This window comes from Bartonella sp. AP1QHHD (genome assembly GCF_042196265.1).
GTDB lineage: Bacteria > Pseudomonadota > Alphaproteobacteria > Rhizobiales > Rhizobiaceae > Bartonella.
Window position 1 is genome coordinate 195,338 of record NZ_JBHIPW010000089.1, and the last position, 16,909, is coordinate 212,246.

The following is a 16,909-nucleotide window of genomic DNA, read 5'->3' on the forward strand; positions in this document are numbered from 1 at the left end:
TTTATGATATTTTATTCCAATAAAAATTTTTATCTTGCACGAAGATAATCTTGCAAAGATAAGAAAGACATGTCTTTTTTATGATAGCATTTTATGGTAAATTTCCAATTTTCTGCTTGCTCTAAAGGGTAAAATTTTCTATTTACAGCGGTTTTTAATCAATCTAGATTCTCTTGACAAGTCCCTACAGCAGACCACTTTACAGATCAACTCTTAATCTTAAATATTTCTCACACACTCTAACAAAAAATATTTCCCGCGTAATTTATCAAGCATCACTCTGAAAGGTAGCATTTTACAGCTCAATAGGATAATATGTTTTTATACTACTTTAGACTATTTGACCAAACCTTGGCAAAACTTATATAAGAGATGAGGATTTTAAAAGTAGTGAAACAATTGTGATGAAGCACAAAACTATTGATAATGAACTAAAATATCTTGATGAACGTTCGCGTGATATTTTTCGCCATATTGTTGAAGCTTATCTTAATGATGGTGAACCTGTAGGATCACGTAATCTTTCGCGGCTTTTACAACAGACATTATCGCCTGCGACGATTCGCAATGTGATGAGTGATCTTGAACATCTCGGTTTGATTTATGCACCACATGTTTCTGCGGGTCGAATGCCAACACAATCAGGTTTACGCTTTTTTGTTGATGCATTTATGGAAGCGGGTGATTTGCCAAACGAAGAGCGAGAAAATATTGAAATGCAAGTCAAAGAGGCTGGTCATGCACAATCGGTTGAACATTTTCTTGTTCAAGCAAGCCGAGTTCTTTCAGATCTTTCACGTGGGGCAGGGCTTGTTTTAGCAACAAAACAAGAAGGAACATTGAAACATATTGAATTTGTGCGCCTTGATAGGGAGCACGCTCTTGCCGTTTTGGTGACTCAACAAGGTGAAGTTGAAAATCGTATTGTTCATTTACCAGAAGGGGTTACTCATGCACAATTGACGGAAGCAATGAATTTTCTCAATGCCCATATCCAAGGGCGTACATTGAGTGAAGCTAAAGGTGAAATTGCCCGCTTATGCGCAGAAACACGGGCTGCACTTGATGATTTATCGCATCATCTTGTTGAAACGGGATTAGCTCTTTGGGGAGGAGAAGGTGCTGATCATAAAATACACCTCATTGTTCGCGGGCGTAGCAATTTACTTGAAGATGTGAAAGCAGAAGAAGATTTAGAACGATTACGCCATTTGTTTGATGATCTTGAAACGCGTGAGAGTATGGCACAGCTTCTCGATTTAACGGATGAAGGTTCTGGGGTTAGAATTTTTATTGGTTCAGAAAATAAGTTATTTTCACTTTCTGGTTCTTCTTTAGTTGTAGCACCTTATCGTGATTCACAACAAAGAGTCATTGGTGCTTTAGGTGTTATTGGTCCTACACGGCTTAATTATGCAAGGATCGTGCCCATGGTTGATTATACAGCTCAACTTGTGTCACAGTTATTGCGTTAAAACGATGCAAGTAAGTATTTGTACTATAAAAGCTCATTGTATTATATACATCGATACCCCTTGATTTTTGTCTGTAGAATTTCGATATCGAGAATAACGAATCTTATGAAGGAATAAAATTTTTATGTCTGATGAAAAAAACAAATTTACTGACGCTTCATTTGAAAATTGTGATTTAAAAAATCCAGCTGATCGTAATACACTTAAACAGGCAGCCGATGAATTTTTAAAAACACATAAAACAGAGGAACACGAAGTCGTTGAAACAGAAAGCAATGAGATTAGTGATCTTTTAGCGTCTTTGCAGGATGAAAATAAAGAATTGAAAGATCAACTTTTACGTCTTGTTGCAGATATGGAAAATCTTCGACGCCGTACTATGCGAGATGTGGCGGATGCAAAGGCTTATTCCATTGCTAATTTTGCACGGGATATGTTATCGGTTTCTGACAATCTCAATCGTGCTTTGGAAGCTATTCCAGAAGGTGCACGGGAGAGTGATGCTGGTTTGAAATCATTGGCAGAAGGCGTTGAAATGACTGAACGTGCCATGATGGCAGCATTAGAACGTCATGGGGTGCAAAAAATTCATCCAGAGGGGCAAAAATTTGATCCTCACTTTCATCAAGCGATGTTTGAAATTCCCAATGCTGATGTTCCAGATAATACTGTTCAACAAGTGGTTCAGGCAGGTTATATTATCGGGGAAAGGGTGCTGCGTCCAGCTATAGTGGGTGTAGCTAAAGGAGGAGCAAAAGAAGCTTCTGTTGAAGCTGATTCGGCTTAAAACACATCAATAATAAATCTCTAACATAAAATGCAGTATTCCCTGCAATCACACATATATGAAGTCTTTTCTTAAAGGGTTTTTAAAGGGTGTTATAAACACCCTTTTATCTTTGAAGCGCCCAACTTCCTTTTACAATATAGGGAGCCTTATTTAAGGGAGAGGCCGATAACAATAAAACAAAATGATCAACCTCAAAAGGAGGAACAAAAAAATCATCTTGAAAAGATAGATAATAAGAAAGATCTTTAAGATTAATATCAAATATTCGTGCAAGAGTGATATGCGGAATAAATAGTCTTTTATCAGGCTTTAACTCTAATTTATTCCGGATATATTGCGTCTTTTCATGTAAAAGAATAAGCTTTTCACAAGGTTCAATGCGAACCACAAGAGAATGAGGAGCATTTTCTGAACCAAAAACTTCAAAACCTTTTATCTGTAGCGTAAAAGAAGGAAGTTCTATAGTGTTAAAGGTATGCATAATTTCATCTGCTAAGGAGCTTTCAACTTTGCCAAAAAAAGATAAGGTGACATGAAAATTTTGCGGGTTGATCCATTGCGCTTTTGGTAAGCCATTTTGCAATGATACGAGGGCTTTTGTTGTTTGTTGAGGAATCTGAAGAGCACTAAATAGACGACCCATGATATTATCTCCTTATAATGAAAGATGCTATCTCAAGCGCAATATAGATAATAAGGGCGGGGCACGTATCACAGAAAACAAGGCAATAGTATAGAAAAAGAATGTCTAAAAAATGCTTACTATAATTATGAGCGTACAAAGCTTATTCGTTTTAAGAAAATGGTTATGACATTGATAAGAATTGCGTTTTCAGGATCTGTATCACAATGATGTGCAATGGAAGATTACTTGTGTATTATAAAGGCTACAAAGTTAGCAGAAAATAAGAAAAGTTGATAGATTTTTGATGTGCGAAATTATTTTGACGTTTATCTTTAGTCTAAAATAAAGCATACTTTAATACAAGGTGAAGAGTTCTCTTTTCTGTAAAAATTTAATTATATGATTAAGTCGGGGAATAGCCATAATACGCAAAACTATTCAAATTGGTCAAATAATGTTAGGAAAGGAAGAAAAAAACGAGCATAACAAAATTACTATAAGCTTTTACATTTATGATAATTATGCCAATCTATAATGGATATGAATATTGGTATAAAAGCGGGAAGAGAAATTAAAATTCAAAATAATGATGGAAAGTTCCTATTTTCTAAGAATCATCATCCTTGTTTATGATGAAAAAGCACTAGTTTTCCTCTCCAAAGTTGTTATTGATGAGCTTTTCAAGAGCATTAAGAGCATCTGTTGCTTCTGGTCCTGAAACACGAATGGTGAGGTTGCAACCGGATGAAGCCGCTAGCATCATAAGTCCCATAATTGATGATCCGCCAACAATTTTTCCGTCCTTTTCAACTTCAACAGTAACATTAAAATTGTCAACAGTTTGTACAAATTTTGCAGAAGCACGTGCATGCAACCCACGTTTATTACAGATATTGAAATGACGACTTATACATGGGAGGGTATCTTTGGAAAACATTGGTATTTTATTATCCGCTATAAAATTATACTTGGTACATTAATGTATTTACGCCCTGCTTCTTGTGCTATTCTTAACGCGTCTGATAATGAAATATCAGGACATTTGCGAATAGAAATCAGTTTAATAAGCATGGGCAAATTAACACCCGCAATCATTTCAACGCGTCCTTTTTCAATAGCAGGGATAGCTATATTTGATGGTGTTCCACCGAACACATCTGTTAATATGATGACGCCATGATCCGTATCTGTATCGGTTACTGCGGCTATAATATCACCTCGGCGCTGATCTATATCGTCATCGGGATAAACGCATATTGTTGCGAACTTTTCTTGTACTCCAACAACATGTTCCACAGCATGTAAAAATTCGACAGCCAGCTCACCGTGCGTTACAAGCACGAGTCCAATCATTTACGCAAACTCCTGTTAACTAATAAGACCCGACCATAGTTGGTGGGAAAGACATTGTACAAGGCTTTATCTTGCTGCCAAGAAAAATTTGCAAAAAAAAGGCAAAAATTGTGATTTTTTTATCTTTAGAAAAAAATTAGACAGATTTTTGCCATATTTTTCTAAACAAAAATGCTTCAATAGCTTGACAAATGGCTGTACAATCGGCTTCACGAAGAGAGGGAAGTTTTAAAAGAGGAATGTGCAAATTTTCAAATTGAAAAGTTTTATTTGTGGAAAAACGTTCATATTCCGGACCGAGAAAAATAACGCAATCGATAGTTGTGTGCTTTTTAAATTCTATCATATAAAGACCAACGCCACGAATCTCGATGCCGCCCTCTAAATTATCGGGAGTGTATCCGTGAAGCTTTCCATTTTCCGCACGCAACATTGTATAATCATCACTGATAAGCTTCGCTTCACGTTTTGACCACTCAGCGCGGTCAAGCAAAGAAAGGGTGATGGTTGATTTTCCTGATCCCGATGGACCTATAATTAACAGCCCCTTGCCGCCCAGTTGAAGGCAATTTGCGTGGAGTATTTCACATTTTGTTTTCATGCCTTTTACTTTGGATAAAAGATTTATTTAGCAAGCGGAAGCATAATAGTAAAACGTGCACCAGTTTTACACTTCCCAAGTGTAGGATCGATAATATTTTCGGCTGTAATTGTCCCATTATGAGCCTCGATGATTTGCCGACTAATAGAAAGGCCAAGTCCAGAGTTTTGTCCAAAAGCATCTTCATTTGGTCGATCTGTGTAAAAACGTTCAAAAATGCGTTCAATATTTTCTGAACGAATACCTGGGCCATTATCTTCAATGGTTAAAATAAGGGTTGAAGCATGACTTTTCATAGTAATGCAAATTTTGCCACGATTCCGAGGAATAAAAGAACGCGCATTTTCAAGAAGATTTGAAATCACTTGTCCTAAACGAAGTTCATGTCCCAATACAAGATAAGCTTTTCCATGAGGACGTGGGACAATATTAAGGCTTATATCAATAGTTTGCGTATTACGATACACTTCCTGAACAGCATGAACAAGACTTTCCAAAAGCGGCGTCATATCAACAATCTCTGCGGTTTCTCGTGCAAGCTCTGCATCGAGTCGCGATGCATCAGAAATATCTGTAATCAACCGATCAAGGCGGCGCACATCATGTTGAATAATTTCCAGCAATTTCTCTTGTGCTTCTTCATTTTTAGCCAGAGGGAGCGTTTCAACAGCACTGCGTAGAGAGGTGAGAGGATTTTTTAATTCGTGGCTTACATCAGCAGCAAAGCGTTCAATGGCTTCAATACGCATATAAAGGGCATTAGTCATATCACGAATAGAAGTTGAAAGGTGACCAATTTCATCTTCACGCATTGAAAAATCAGGAATTTCTACACGCTGATTATTGCCATTACGCACTCGATTAGCCGAGGCAGATAATTTACTTAATGGATGGGCAATCGTATGGGCCAAAAAGAGAGAAAGAACCAAAAGTACGCTACCTACAACGGCAAAAACTTTAAAGATAACCAGTCTTTCGCCTTTTACAATGTTATCAATATCGGAACCAGTGGTTGAAAGAAGAAGAGCTCCAACCACTGCGCGATAGCGTTGAACAGGAACGGCAACAGAAACAATTAATTGCCCTTGTCTGTTGCGTCTTTTAGCCGTAGCAAGAGATCCGTTTAATGCGCGGTACACTTCTGGATAAGCAATACCACTGGTTTTTGTTTGTTCTCTGTTAAGAGCAATACCTTTGCCATAAAATGCGCTTGAATACCATGAAGTAAGGCGATCCCACATGTTTTGTTCTGTTTTAAGTGGGGGTAAATCATAACTAAAAACTTCTCCACTAGAATAAAGAACGCGCGAATCAAGAAGGAGAGTAGCATCACGATCATAGATACGTGCTCTTGTCGTTTTAGGTGTAATAAGACGCCGTAAAAGAGGGGCAACTTGCTCAGGGTTAATAGGAAAATCCCAAGAATCGGTTGATTGAGGAGCGGGTGTAACGCTTTCACCAGTCTGTAACTCTAAGAGTTTTTGAGGGTCAATGAGGATAGAATTTGTATCTACTGTTGCAGAAGCAGCAATAGCCCCAGCAATAATTTTTCCTTGGGTACATAAACTTTTGATTTTTGCTTCAATTAAACCATCGCGAAATTGGTTAAGGTATAAAATGCCTGTAACTAAAACGGCAAGAGCAGCAATGTTTAATATAACAATGCGACGTGTGAGGCTGGAAAAAAGCAATTGTCTAAAGAGACGTTGTGTTCGAAGATGCAAACGAGCGAACATAAGAAATGGCGTTGAGGATGTACCATTAACGGTTGTTTTTTGTAAAGTTTCCAGTTGAGAATTGTCTGTCATCGATTTGATTGCCATTCAAATTTTTGCGACAAAGTAGTTTTATACCTCGTGGAAACGATAACCTACACCATAAAGTGTTTCAATCATTGCAAAATCATCATCCACTTGTTTAAACTTTTTACGCAGACGTTTAATGTGACTATCAATGGTGCGATCATCTACGTAGACTTGATCACTATAAGCAGCATCCATTAAAGCATCACGACTTTTTACAACTCCTGGTCTTTGTGCTAAGGTTTGCAGAATCAAAAATTCCGTAACGGTTAAAATAACAGGTTTATCTTTCCATGTACAGGTGTGGCGTTCTTGATCCATCACAAGATCTCCGCGTTTGAGAGAAGAGGTGGAAGAAGTTCCTGTAGAAAGCGGTTGGTTACGTGCATTAGAACGGCGTAAAATAGCTTTCACGCGTTCAATAAGAAGACGTTGGGAGAAAGGTTTAGTAATAAAATCATCAGCTCCCATTTTGAGACCAAATAATTCATCAATTTCATCATCTTTAGAGGTAAGAAAAATAACTGGAAGATCAGATTTTTGACGCAAACGACGCAAAAGTTCCATCCCATCCATTCGGGGCATTTTAATATCAAAAATAGCTAAGTGTGGAGGGTGAAGTGTGAGACCCTTGAGTGCAGATGCTCCATCTGTATAGCTTTCAACCCGATATCCTTCTGTCTCAAGCGCAAAAGATAAAGATGTCAAAATATTGCGATCATCATCAACAAGTACAATCGTTTGCGTGATTGTTGGTGTATCTTTCATGGTTTCTTAGACCTTTCTATTGCTGTGGTAGCAAATTACCCACACTTATTTATATGGGAGTTCATATTTTTTTTGCAAAACAAATATGATACAAATTGTAGCAAAGTAAAAAACCTTCTGTCATTACTGTAAAATCTTGTTTTGCTTTCATAATTTATAATGTTTCTACGTCTATTAAGATCCCTTCATTTGAGAGAAAATTTTCATAAAGGCTTTTTTTATCAAGGTTTATTACAAAGTTTATTATTGTATTTGTCTCATAATTGAACAGATGTAGTTTTGATTGTTGAAGTTTAGAAAATCTGCCTATGTGTTTTAAGAGCAAAGAAAAGAATGTGGCAATATATGCACAAAAATTTGTTTCTGCTACACGAAAGGAGGTCGTAATGGGATTTTTTAATTTTATTAAAACTGTAGGGGAAAAATTAGGTATTGGGGACCATGAACCAAAAGAAAAGGATTTTAAGAGAGCATTTGATCATTTTCAACTCGGTACAGAAAAAGTCAATATTCAAGTTGAAGACGGTAAAGCTATTTTAAGCGGTGAAGTTCCAGATAGGGAAACACTTGAAAAAGCACTGCTGGTTGTTGGCAATTCACAAGGTATCTCTTCTGTAGATGTTGATCAATTAAAGGTTATAGATACAACGCCTAGAAAAACTTCTCGCTTTTATGAGGTTAAATCTGGTGATAATCTTTGGAAAATTGCTGAAGAGGTTTATGGAAAAAGGCAAGGTAATAAAAACACATTTATTTTTGAAGCCAATAAGCCAATGCTAAAATCTCCCGATAAAATTTATCCTGGACAAGTTTTACGTATTCCTGAAATTGACCATAGTTAATTCATCAAAGGGGATAATTTTTTACTGATGGCATTAAACAAAAAATAAAGAAGCGTAAAAAATTTCACGCTTCTTCATTTTATAAAGTGTGTATTTATAATAAAAGGAGCTTAATGAACAGGAGAGGATTTAGAAGGTGATGGTACTTTCATAGCGTTTACAGAGAAATCAACATCAATGGTTCCTGCTTTCTCAAATGTTAATTTTGCGCTAATTTTATCACCTAACTTAAATGGTTGTGAAAGCCCCATGAACATAATATGATCACCGCCAGGCTTAAGCGTGATTTCGCCATTTCCCGGAATTTCAATGCCATTGTGCATTTTTTCCATTTTCATAATATCATTAACGACAGCCATAGAGTGTATCTCTGTTGTTTTTACTCCGTTTGTGGAAATAGAAACCAAACGGTCTGGGGTATTACTGTGATTAATAATGTAGAGATAACCGCTACCAACTCTTATACCTCTAAGTGTTTCGCGTGTCCAAGGATTGAGAATTTCTATGTCGCCAAGTTTATATTGCTGAGCACCTGCTGGCAGGGTTATACCAGCAAAGAGAAGAGCACACACGATATTTATGATAACCTTTTTGTATGGATATTGTGTATGTATTATATTCTTAAAGATGAGATTTGTTATTTTCTTAATAATAGATGTCATCATTGATTTACCCTCCTTCATAAGATTCATACTTTGAATATTTTTTATTTTAGCAGAGCTTTTATTTAAAATAAAAGAAAGAAATGCTAAAATAAAATTGATTTGAATATAAAAATCATAGAATTCTTGAAATTTAAAAGAAGACAGTAAGATTTACAATGACAACACACCTCTTAACGCTTCCGTGTTCATCTCATAAATAGTATTTGCAAATGGTATAAAATCTATGATGCACTACTATTTTACTTAATGAAGATATAATACAGAACAATCATCAACCACTTTACCAATTTTTAATATTATGACAGCTCTTGGCATTTTAAAGCGTTTATACAGAGGTATTTTTATATATTTTCAAAGTTCAAAATTATACAGTTAAGAAAAAACGCTTTAGGTGAATTTAAAGCACAGATTTCAAAAGCCGCAAACAATGAGACCGTTAGAAGGAGAATTTTTGAAAGGAGATCGATAGATAATACCTTTACTGATATGAGCATTAGATATGATGACTATTTTAGTCCAAGGAAAATTTATAATATTTGTGATATAAATTATTCGCCTTTTAAAAAGCTTTTACGTGAGTATGATTTTATCAATGACGAGAAGATCAAGAGCGAAAGTGCAATCATTCTTTTATTTTTTAATTTTTATAGAAAGATATATTTTTTAAGAATCGCAAGAAAAATATGTTATACTCTCAAGTCTCTCATAAATATGGTATTTATGGGTCATTAGCGTGCCTATTTTAAAATAAATTTTTTATTTTGGAGATGTTTCTCTCATTATTCTCTTGTAGCAATAAAAGCCTGTTCTTATATACGAGGCAGCAAGGCTTGTTGCGACTTGCAGTTTATTATTATTTATGTTGCTTGAAGCAATATACGGGCTTTAGGTGTTATGAGGAGCTATCTTAAAAAGATGCTTTATGAAGGTTGAGGTAGCTTGCTGAATGGAGATTATAATATGGCAAAAGTAATTGGTATTGATTTGGGGACAACGAACTCTTGTGTGGCTGTTATGGATGGCAAAAACGCAAAAGTTATTGAAAACTCAGAAGGAGCGCGAACAACACCTTCCGTTGTTGCCTTTACTGATGGGGGGGAGCGGCTTGTTGGGCAACCTGCTAAACGGCAGGCGGTGACAAATCCTGAAGGGACAGTTTTTGCAGTTAAACGTTTGATAGGGCGCCGTTTTGATGACCCTATGGTTGAAAAAGATAAAGCGCTTGTTCCTTATAAAATTGTTAAAGGTGACAATGGTGATGCATGGGTTGAAGAGGCGGGAAAGAAATATTCTCCGTCACAAATTTCAGCTATGATTTTGCAAAAGATGAAGGAAACAGCAGAATCTTATCTTGGTGAAAAAGTTGAACAAGCCGTTATTACGGTTCCTGCTTATTTTAATGATGCGCAACGTCAAGCCACGAAAGACGCAGGTAAAATTGCTGGACTTGAAGTTTTACGGATTATTAATGAGCCAACTGCTGCTGCTTTAGCTTATGGTTTGGACAAAAAGGACGGAAAAACAATTGCTGTTTACGACCTTGGTGGTGGTACATTTGATATTTCAGTCCTTGAAATTGGAGATGGGGTTTTTGAGGTTAAGTCAACCAATGGAGATACGTTTTTAGGGGGTGAAGACTTTGACATGCGCTTGGTTGGTTATTTTGCCGATGAATTCAAAAAAGAGCAAGGAATTGATCTGAAGAATGATAAACTCGCTTTACAGCGCTTAAAAGAAGCGGCAGAAAAAGCAAAAATTGAGCTTTCTTCGTCACAGCAAACAGAAATCAATTTACCATTTATCACGGCAGATCAATCAGGTCCCAAGCACTTAACAATGAAATTGACTCGGGCAAAATTTGAATCTCTCGTTGACGATTTAGTGCAGCGTACCATTGAACCTTGTAAAGCTGCGTTGAAAGATGCTGGATTAAAGGCCGGTGAGATTGACGAAGTTGTTTTAGTGGGTGGAATGACACGTATGCCCAAGATTCAGCAAGTTGTGCAGAGCTTCTTTGGTAAAGATCCCCACAAAGGCGTTAATCCTGATGAAGTGGTCGCAATGGGTGCTGCCATCCAAGGAGGTGTATTGCAAGGCGATGTCAAAGATGTGTTGTTGCTAGATGTAACACCTTTATCTTTGGGTATTGAAACCTTGGGTGGGGTTTTCACACGCCTTATTGAGCGCAATACCACTATCCCCACGAAAAAATCGCAAGTTTTTTCGACAGCTGATGATAACCAGAGTGCTGTAACGATTCGTGTTTTCCAAGGTGAACGGGAAATGGCAAGTGATAATAAGTTATTGGCTCAATTTGATCTTGTTGGTATTCCTCCAGCACCACGTGGTATACCTCAAATTGAAGTTACTTTTGATATCGATGCGAATGGTATTGTTAATGTTTCGGCCAAAGATAAGGGAACAGGTAAAGAGCATCAAATTCGTATTCAGGCATCAGGTGGTTTAAGTGATGCTGATATTGAAAAAATGGTAAAGGATGCAGAAGAGCACGCGGCTGAGGATAAAAAACGCCGTGAAGGTGTTGAAGCTAGAAATCAAGCGGAGGCTCTTATTCATTCAACTGAAAAGTCGCTCAATGAATATGGCGATAAAGTATCAGCTGAAGAAAAGGGACAGATTGAAACAGCAATATCTGATTTGAAATCTGCGCTTGAAGGCAGTGATACGGAAGAAGTAACAACAAAGATGCAAAAATTAGCAGAAGTCAGTATGAAACTTGGACAGGCTATGTACGAAGCCTCACAAGCAGCGAGCGCTGACACTGAAACAGAGGCAAAGAATGATGATGTTGTTGATGCTGATTTTGAAGAAGTTAATGATAAGAAGAAATAGTGTCAGCATATGTGTTGATTAATTGATAAACCCGGCCTTTGAAATATAAGGCTGGGCTTTATTATTTGAGATAAGTTGCAACTTTGTTGCTAAAAATATAAATTAAAAGCAATATTATCCATAAAGATGGATGACAGAAAAATTATCAGGAATACATGATGAAGGTTGACTATTATGAAATTCTTGGCGTGACTCGCGAATGTGATGATAAAAAGTTGAAATCTGCTTTTCGTAAGTTGGCAATGCAATATCATCCTGATCGCAACGCGGGGGATAAAGAGGCAGAGCGAAAATTCAAAGAAATTGGCGAAGCCTATGAAGTTCTTAAAGATCCCCAGAAGCGTGCTGCTTATGATCGATTTGGCCATGCGGCCTTTGAAAATAGCGGTGGTCAAGGGGGGGGAGCAAATCCCTTTGGTGGTTTTGCTGCTGGTGGTGGATTTGCGGATATTTTCGAAGACTTTTTTGGTGAGATTATGGGAGGGACACACCGTAAGCGTGGTGATAGTCGCGAACGTGGCGCAGATTTGAGTTATAATATGGAAGTGACTTTAGAAGAGGCATTTTCAGGAAAAACTGCAGAAATTAATATTCCCAGTTCCGTTACGTGTGATGTTTGTGAAGGATCAGGAGCGAGAAAAGGCTCTAAGCCGCAAGTTTGTGGAACATGTCATGGATCTGGTCGTGTGCGTGCTGCACAGGGTTTCTTTTCTATTGAGCGGACATGTCCTACATGTCATGGACGTGGTGAAACTATTACGGATCCATGCCCCAAATGTCAGGGGACACGGCGTATAGAGAAAAAACGTTCATTAAGCGTAAATGTTCCAGCTGGTATTGAAGATGGAACGCGTATTCGCCTTTCTGGTGAGGGTGATGCTGGTATTCGTGGTGGCCCCAATGGTGATCTTTATATTTTCCTTTCCATTAAACCGCATGAGTTTTTTCAGCGAGAAGGAGCAGATCTTCACTGTCGCGTTCCTATTTCAATGGTAACAGCTGCTTTAGGAGGAGAGTTTGAAGTTTCCGACCTTGATGGTGTTAAAGCACGCGTTAAGATTCCAGAAGGGACACAAAATGGACGTCAATTCCGCCTTAGAGGCAAAGGTATGCCCATGTTGCGCCGTCAGCAAGCAAGGGGTGATCTTTACATCCATATCACGATTGAGACACCGCAGAAATTAACGCAAGAACAACGTGAATTGTTGCAAAAATTTGAGAAACTCTCAAATCATGAAAATTCACCGCAATCACATGGTTTTTTTTCACGTATGAAAGAATTTTTTGAAAATATTTCTGGTTAAAATATGTGAATGTTCTCAGAATAATTAGAGAGAACTGTGGGAAAGTTATTTTCATTAAGCTTTCTATTGTCTCATTATCTTTGAAAAGCATTTTTTCTTGAAAAGAAAAGAGAGAGACAGCTAATTTAGGATAAACTCCTGCTGCTGATAGTTTTTATATTTCATGAGTTTTATGGATAAGTCTTATTTTTGAGTGTCTATGACATTTTAAAAAGGGCTTATCCATATAAGAACGCAATTGAGTGATTGATAATAAATATTGCCAGTGTCATGATAACTGCCTTTATGCATTCAGTATTTTTTGTGTTTATTTTTTCACTCAAAATTTCTTTTTAAAGGCTCTATAATAAAACTATAAAATAGGTAGCGGCTTGCCAAGAAACGCTAAATAAGCTGTTAGGCAATCCATCTTTTTCAAATAAAGTATCAACTTCTTATAACCGATTTTATTTTTGGCATTTCTCATAGTTTTAATCACTTCTTCCTTTAAAATAAGGGTTATTTTATTCGGAATAGCTTTTACATGCCTCATCGTAGCTTTTAGCAGTAATCATGTCTTTTTAGATGCGGATTTAGTTTTGTATTTCTGATGTCATAAATAGTTCTTCCAGATAATAAAAAACGCTATAATCAAGTTTATTTTGTTCCAAAGAAATTGTGGGATGAGATAATGTGTGTTGAATGCTAAAGAAGACATAACAAAACACGTTTTGAGGTATTCGATGTATCTCTCTTGTGGGGAAACAGATTCGATGGAATTCACTTAATTGAATTTATTGGCATAATAAAAAGTTGGTGGGAAGATAGAGGAAGTTACCTTTAAAAAGAAAAAATAATACAATAAAAAATAGCACAATATGCTTAGAAAACAGCACGATATATTGTTGAAATTGATTAGTGATATGGAAAGGGAAATTTACGAAATGAATCTTTTTTCATAAAATAACATAATTAAAAGAATTAAAAATTCTAAAAAACATTGAATAATTCAAGCATGTATCGCTATGCAGAAAGAAAAACTTAATGACAGATCATGAAAAATGAGAAGTTTTATAAAATCTTACGAAGAGAGTAATCTAAACAATTAAATGCTTTTACGAAGATGCTTCTGAAGAGTTATCGAAATAAAGTCACAATATATGATAATTTTGCAAAGCCTTTTTTCGATTTTACGATATAAAAAGATAAATTATTATTATAAATCAACTTATTATAATTCTCCACGAGGAGCGTTCAGTTGACATTTCCTCATGTTTAATGATTGAGAAAAAGTCAAATTTTTAAAACAAAAGTTATAGTTTATTGAGATAAGCTATAAAGCGGTTGAGTGATTTCTTATCTTGGGAATATGTTAATTTTATTATGATAAGAAGCTTTATTTTTATCTTACAAAATCAATGGTTGTATATATTCCTATTCATTGTTAAGTATCCATAGTGATAAACTAATGAGTTGAATGTACGGCTTAGCTTCAAAATTTTGCTTTTCAATTTTATATATAAGATCATAAAATAATGACATTTTTTTACGTCTATTTTGTTTAATTTTTCGCTGTCAATTTTTAAAGGAAGTTTTTTGTATTTCATTTCGCTATTCCTTTTTCGTAATTTAGAGGAAAATTGACGATTTTCAGGGGAGGGGGTGGATAGAGTAAAGTTTGGTTTTATTGTTTTCACTTTTCCTAAATTTCATTAAGAGATGGTAAAAAGTGATGAGGAGGCTCTATTGATGGATGATGCTAAAAACGGTGATGTAGATGTTTTGGAAAAACAAGCAGCATTTTTATCGTCTGCTTTACCTTATATGCAAAAATATGAAAATGAAACGGTCGTGGTAAAATATGGCGGCCATGCTATGGGTGATCCTGCTTTGGGGCGAGCATTTGCGCGTGATATTGCTCTATTAAAGCAATCGGGAATTAATCCTGTTGTTGTTCATGGTGGTGGTCCTCAAATTGCTGAAATTTTAATGAAAATGGGGATTGAATCGCGATTTGAAAACGGACTACGGGTAACCGATGAGCGGATCGTTGAAGTGGTTGAAATGGTTTTAGCGGGTTCCATAAATAAAGAAATTGTTGCTCTCATCAATGCTGAGGGTGAATGGGCAATAGGATTATGCGGCAAGGATGGCAATATGGTTTTTGCCGAAAAGGCTTATAAAACTGTCATTGATCCTGATTCGCATATTGAACGTGTTTTAGATTTGGGGTTTGTTGGTGAGCCCGTTGAAGTTGATCGCACATTGCTAGATCTTTTAGCATCTTCTGAAATGATACCAGTTCTTGCTCCTGTAGCTCCAGGACGCGATGGTAAAACTTATAATATCAATGCTGATATTTTTGCTGGAGCTATTGCTGGTGCATTAGAGGCTAAACGCCTTTTATTTCTCACTGATGTTCCTGGTGTTTTGGATAAACAGGGTAAACTTTTAAAAGAATTGACAGTTTCTGAAGCTGAGAAATTTATTAAAAATGGGACAATTTCAGGAGGCATGATTCCAAAAGTAGAGACTTGTATAAAAGCCCTTCAAAATGGTGTGGAAGGTGTTGTCATTTTAAATGGTAAAACTCCTCATTCTGTTTTACTAGAGCTGTTTACCGAACAGGGAGTTGGAACGCTTATTGTTTCATAAATTGTGGGGAAAATTGGAAGAGAAAGTTTTTCATGGTGAATCTAAAACAGTTTAAATATCCTTTATTAAGTAAGCCAGAATTGGCAATATTTACTGCGACAATATTGTGGGGCATTACATTTTTAGTCATTCACATTGCGGTACGCTATAGTGGTCCTCTGTTTTTTGTTGGATTTCGTTTTATTGTTGCATCTCTTATATGTGGGGTAATTTTTTGGCGCTCTATAAAAGGTATAACTGTTTATGAAGTTTTCGCTGGGATGGCGATAGGTTTAGCCATGTTTTTTGGTTATGCTTTTCAAGCAGCTGGACTTCAAACAATTATTAGTAGTCAGTCAGCTTTTATCACAGCGCTTTATGTACCGATGGTTCCAATCTTGCAATGGATTGTTTTTAAAAAACCTCCCCGTTTAGCTTGTTGGATTGGTATTATTTTCGCTTTTATTGGGCTTGTATTTATTTCAGGACAAAAGCCGGGAAATTTTGATTTTTCAAAAGGCGAAATTTTAACTTTGTTAGGCGCTTTAGCGATTGCTGGAGAAGTCATACTCATCGGAATTTTTGCGAACAAGGTTGATAGTCGGCGTGTAACCATTATTCAGTTATTTTTTAGTGGTTTTTTTTCATTTGCTTGTATGCCTTTGATGGGTGAAAGCATTCCTGAATTTTCGTGGGTGTGGTTTAATATTGGTATAGGATTGGCATTAATGAGTGCCATCATTCAATTAGCTATGAATTGGGCACAAAAGTCTATTTCCCCTACGCGTGCGACACTCATTTACGCAGGTGAACCGGTATGGGCTGGTATTGTTGGGCGTTTGGCTGGAGAACATTTATCTCCCTTAGCTTTATTGGGCGGTTTGCTTATTCTGATTGGGATCATTGTGGCTGAATTACAACCTTCACAATGGCGTAAAAAAAATAAAGCAATTAAAAAAATTGATTAGCTATACATTTTTTTATTATGATTTTATTGCATGAGATTTTTTCTTGTAGAGTTTTCATTTTTAAAGCTTTTTTAATATTAAGATGATTAAGAAGTTCTATAAGTTATTCCAGCTTTTGCATGCCAAATTGGAGAAATAGTATGCTTCTATCTGTTTGCCTAACTTCTGAAACGGGCAGACAACCTTTATTAAGCCAAAGCATGAGGTGATATAAAGGTAAAAATTAACGCCCATCTTTAAATTCGGCTTT

14 protein-coding genes are annotated in these 16,909 nt (G+C 36.4%); 7 read left to right on the top strand and 7 right to left on the bottom strand.

The features are described 5' to 3' along the window. Nucleotides 1-404 precede the first annotated feature (404 nt). Nucleotides 405-1,475 carry a heat-inducible transcriptional repressor HrcA gene (gene hrcA, locus ACFIME_RS08220; RefSeq protein WP_375633672.1) on the top strand — a complete coding sequence of 357 codons (1,071 nt, stop codon included), beginning with the start codon at nt 405-407 and terminating at the stop codon, nt 1,473-1,475. A gap of 124 nt (nt 1,476-1,599) precedes the next feature. Then, nucleotides 1,600-2,262, top strand: a complete 663-nt coding sequence (gene grpE, locus ACFIME_RS08225; RefSeq protein WP_375661980.1) for a nucleotide exchange factor GrpE — start codon at nt 1,600-1,602, stop codon at nt 2,260-2,262. A 106-nt stretch (nt 2,263-2,368) separates the two neighbouring features. Here the strand turns inward: grpE and thpR are convergent, their stop codons facing one another. From thpR to ACFIME_RS08255, 6 genes are all read right to left on the bottom strand, one after another. After that, nucleotides 2,369-2,908 carry an RNA 2',3'-cyclic phosphodiesterase gene (thpR, locus tag ACFIME_RS08230; RefSeq protein ID WP_375684783.1) on the bottom strand — a complete coding sequence of 180 codons (540 nt, stop codon included), beginning with the start codon at nt 2,906-2,908 and terminating at the stop codon, nt 2,369-2,371. A 625-nt stretch (nt 2,909-3,533) separates the two neighbouring features. Beyond that, nucleotides 3,534-3,827, bottom strand: a complete 294-nt coding sequence (locus ACFIME_RS08235; protein ID WP_012754483.1) for an HPr family phosphocarrier protein — start codon at nt 3,825-3,827, stop codon at nt 3,534-3,536. A gap of 17 nt (nt 3,828-3,844) precedes the next feature. Then, entirely contained in the window at nt 3,845-4,243 is a 399-nt protein-coding gene (locus ACFIME_RS08240) for a PTS sugar transporter subunit IIA (RefSeq protein WP_375606142.1), read from the bottom strand. Between the two features lie 136 nt (nt 4,244-4,379). Beyond that, nucleotides 4,380-4,844 (bottom strand): HPr kinase/phosphatase C-terminal domain-containing protein, encoded by a 465-nt coding sequence (locus tag ACFIME_RS08245; RefSeq protein ID WP_375612806.1) that lies wholly within the window; start codon nt 4,842-4,844, stop codon nt 4,380-4,382. A gap of 23 nt (nt 4,845-4,867) precedes the next feature. Further along, nucleotides 4,868-6,652 (bottom strand): stimulus-sensing domain-containing protein, encoded by a 1,785-nt coding sequence (locus ACFIME_RS08250; RefSeq protein ID WP_375684784.1) that lies wholly within the window; start codon nt 6,650-6,652, stop codon nt 4,868-4,870. Nucleotides 6,653-6,691: 39 nt separating this feature from the next. Beyond that, nucleotides 6,692-7,414, bottom strand: a complete 723-nt coding sequence (locus tag ACFIME_RS08255; RefSeq protein WP_005774392.1) for a response regulator transcription factor — start codon at nt 7,412-7,414, stop codon at nt 6,692-6,694. A gap of 386 nt (nt 7,415-7,800) precedes the next feature. On the opposite strand from ACFIME_RS08255, the gene lysM reads away from it, so the two are divergent. Further along, entirely contained in the window at nt 7,801-8,256 is a 456-nt protein-coding gene (lysM, locus tag ACFIME_RS08260; RefSeq protein ID WP_375684785.1) for a peptidoglycan-binding protein LysM, read from the top strand. Between the two features lie 110 nt (nt 8,257-8,366). Here the strand turns inward: lysM and ACFIME_RS08265 are convergent, their stop codons facing one another. After that, the gene (locus ACFIME_RS08265; RefSeq protein WP_375633676.1) at nt 8,367-8,921 is read right to left on the bottom strand and encodes a copper chaperone PCu(A)C; all 555 of its coding nucleotides are present in this window, start codon (nt 8,919-8,921) and stop codon (nt 8,367-8,369) included. A 960-nt stretch (nt 8,922-9,881) separates the two neighbouring features. Between ACFIME_RS08265 and dnaK the strand changes: the two genes are divergently transcribed. From dnaK to ACFIME_RS08285, 4 genes are all read left to right on the top strand, one after another. Beyond that, entirely contained in the window at nt 9,882-11,774 is a 1,893-nt protein-coding gene (gene dnaK / locus ACFIME_RS08270) for a molecular chaperone DnaK (RefSeq protein ID WP_273790233.1), read from the top strand. A gap of 158 nt (nt 11,775-11,932) precedes the next feature. Further along, nucleotides 11,933-13,078 (top strand): molecular chaperone DnaJ, encoded by a 1,146-nt coding sequence (dnaJ, locus tag ACFIME_RS08275; protein WP_375662049.1) that lies wholly within the window; start codon nt 11,933-11,935, stop codon nt 13,076-13,078. A gap of 1,728 nt (nt 13,079-14,806) precedes the next feature. Continuing rightward, on the top strand, nt 14,807-15,712 hold the full coding sequence (gene argB / locus ACFIME_RS08280; protein ID WP_375611391.1) for an acetylglutamate kinase: 906 nt from the start codon (nt 14,807-14,809) through the stop codon (nt 15,710-15,712). A gap of 32 nt (nt 15,713-15,744) precedes the next feature. Next, nucleotides 15,745-16,659, top strand: coding sequence for a DMT family transporter (locus ACFIME_RS08285; protein WP_375611392.1), 915 nt, complete (start codon nt 15,745-15,747; stop codon nt 16,657-16,659). Nucleotides 16,660-16,909: the final 250 nt, after the last annotated feature.

Coding starts and splice junctions, on each gene's coding strand:
- hrcA (WP_375633672.1), top strand. CDS start 405: ATGAAGCACAAAACTATTGATAATGAACTAAAATATCTTGATGAACGT.
- grpE (WP_375661980.1), top strand. CDS start 1,600: ATGTCTGATGAAAAAAACAAATTTACTGACGCTTCATTTGAAAATTGT.
- thpR (WP_375684783.1), bottom strand. CDS start 2,908: ATGGGTCGTCTATTTAGTGCTCTTCAGATTCCTCAACAAACAACAAAA.
- ACFIME_RS08235 (WP_012754483.1), bottom strand. CDS start 3,827: ATGTTTTCCAAAGATACCCTCCCATGTATAAGTCGTCATTTCAATATC.
- ACFIME_RS08240 (WP_375606142.1), bottom strand. CDS start 4,243: ATGATTGGACTCGTGCTTGTAACGCACGGTGAGCTGGCTGTCGAATTT.
- ACFIME_RS08245 (WP_375612806.1), bottom strand. CDS start 4,844: ATGAAAACAAAATGTGAAATACTCCACGCAAATTGCCTTCAACTGGGC.
- ACFIME_RS08250 (WP_375684784.1), bottom strand. CDS start 6,652: ATGACAGACAATTCTCAACTGGAAACTTTACAAAAAACAACCGTTAAT.
- ACFIME_RS08255 (WP_005774392.1), bottom strand. CDS start 7,414: ATGAAAGATACACCAACAATCACGCAAACGATTGTACTTGTTGATGAT.
- lysM (WP_375684785.1), top strand. CDS start 7,801: ATGGGATTTTTTAATTTTATTAAAACTGTAGGGGAAAAATTAGGTATT.
- ACFIME_RS08265 (WP_375633676.1), bottom strand. CDS start 8,921: ATGATGACATCTATTATTAAGAAAATAACAAATCTCATCTTTAAGAAT.
- dnaK (WP_273790233.1), top strand. CDS start 9,882: ATGGCAAAAGTAATTGGTATTGATTTGGGGACAACGAACTCTTGTGTG.
- dnaJ (WP_375662049.1), top strand. CDS start 11,933: ATGAAGGTTGACTATTATGAAATTCTTGGCGTGACTCGCGAATGTGAT.
- argB (WP_375611391.1), top strand. CDS start 14,807: ATGGATGATGCTAAAAACGGTGATGTAGATGTTTTGGAAAAACAAGCA.
- ACFIME_RS08285 (WP_375611392.1), top strand. CDS start 15,745: ATGGTGAATCTAAAACAGTTTAAATATCCTTTATTAAGTAAGCCAGAA.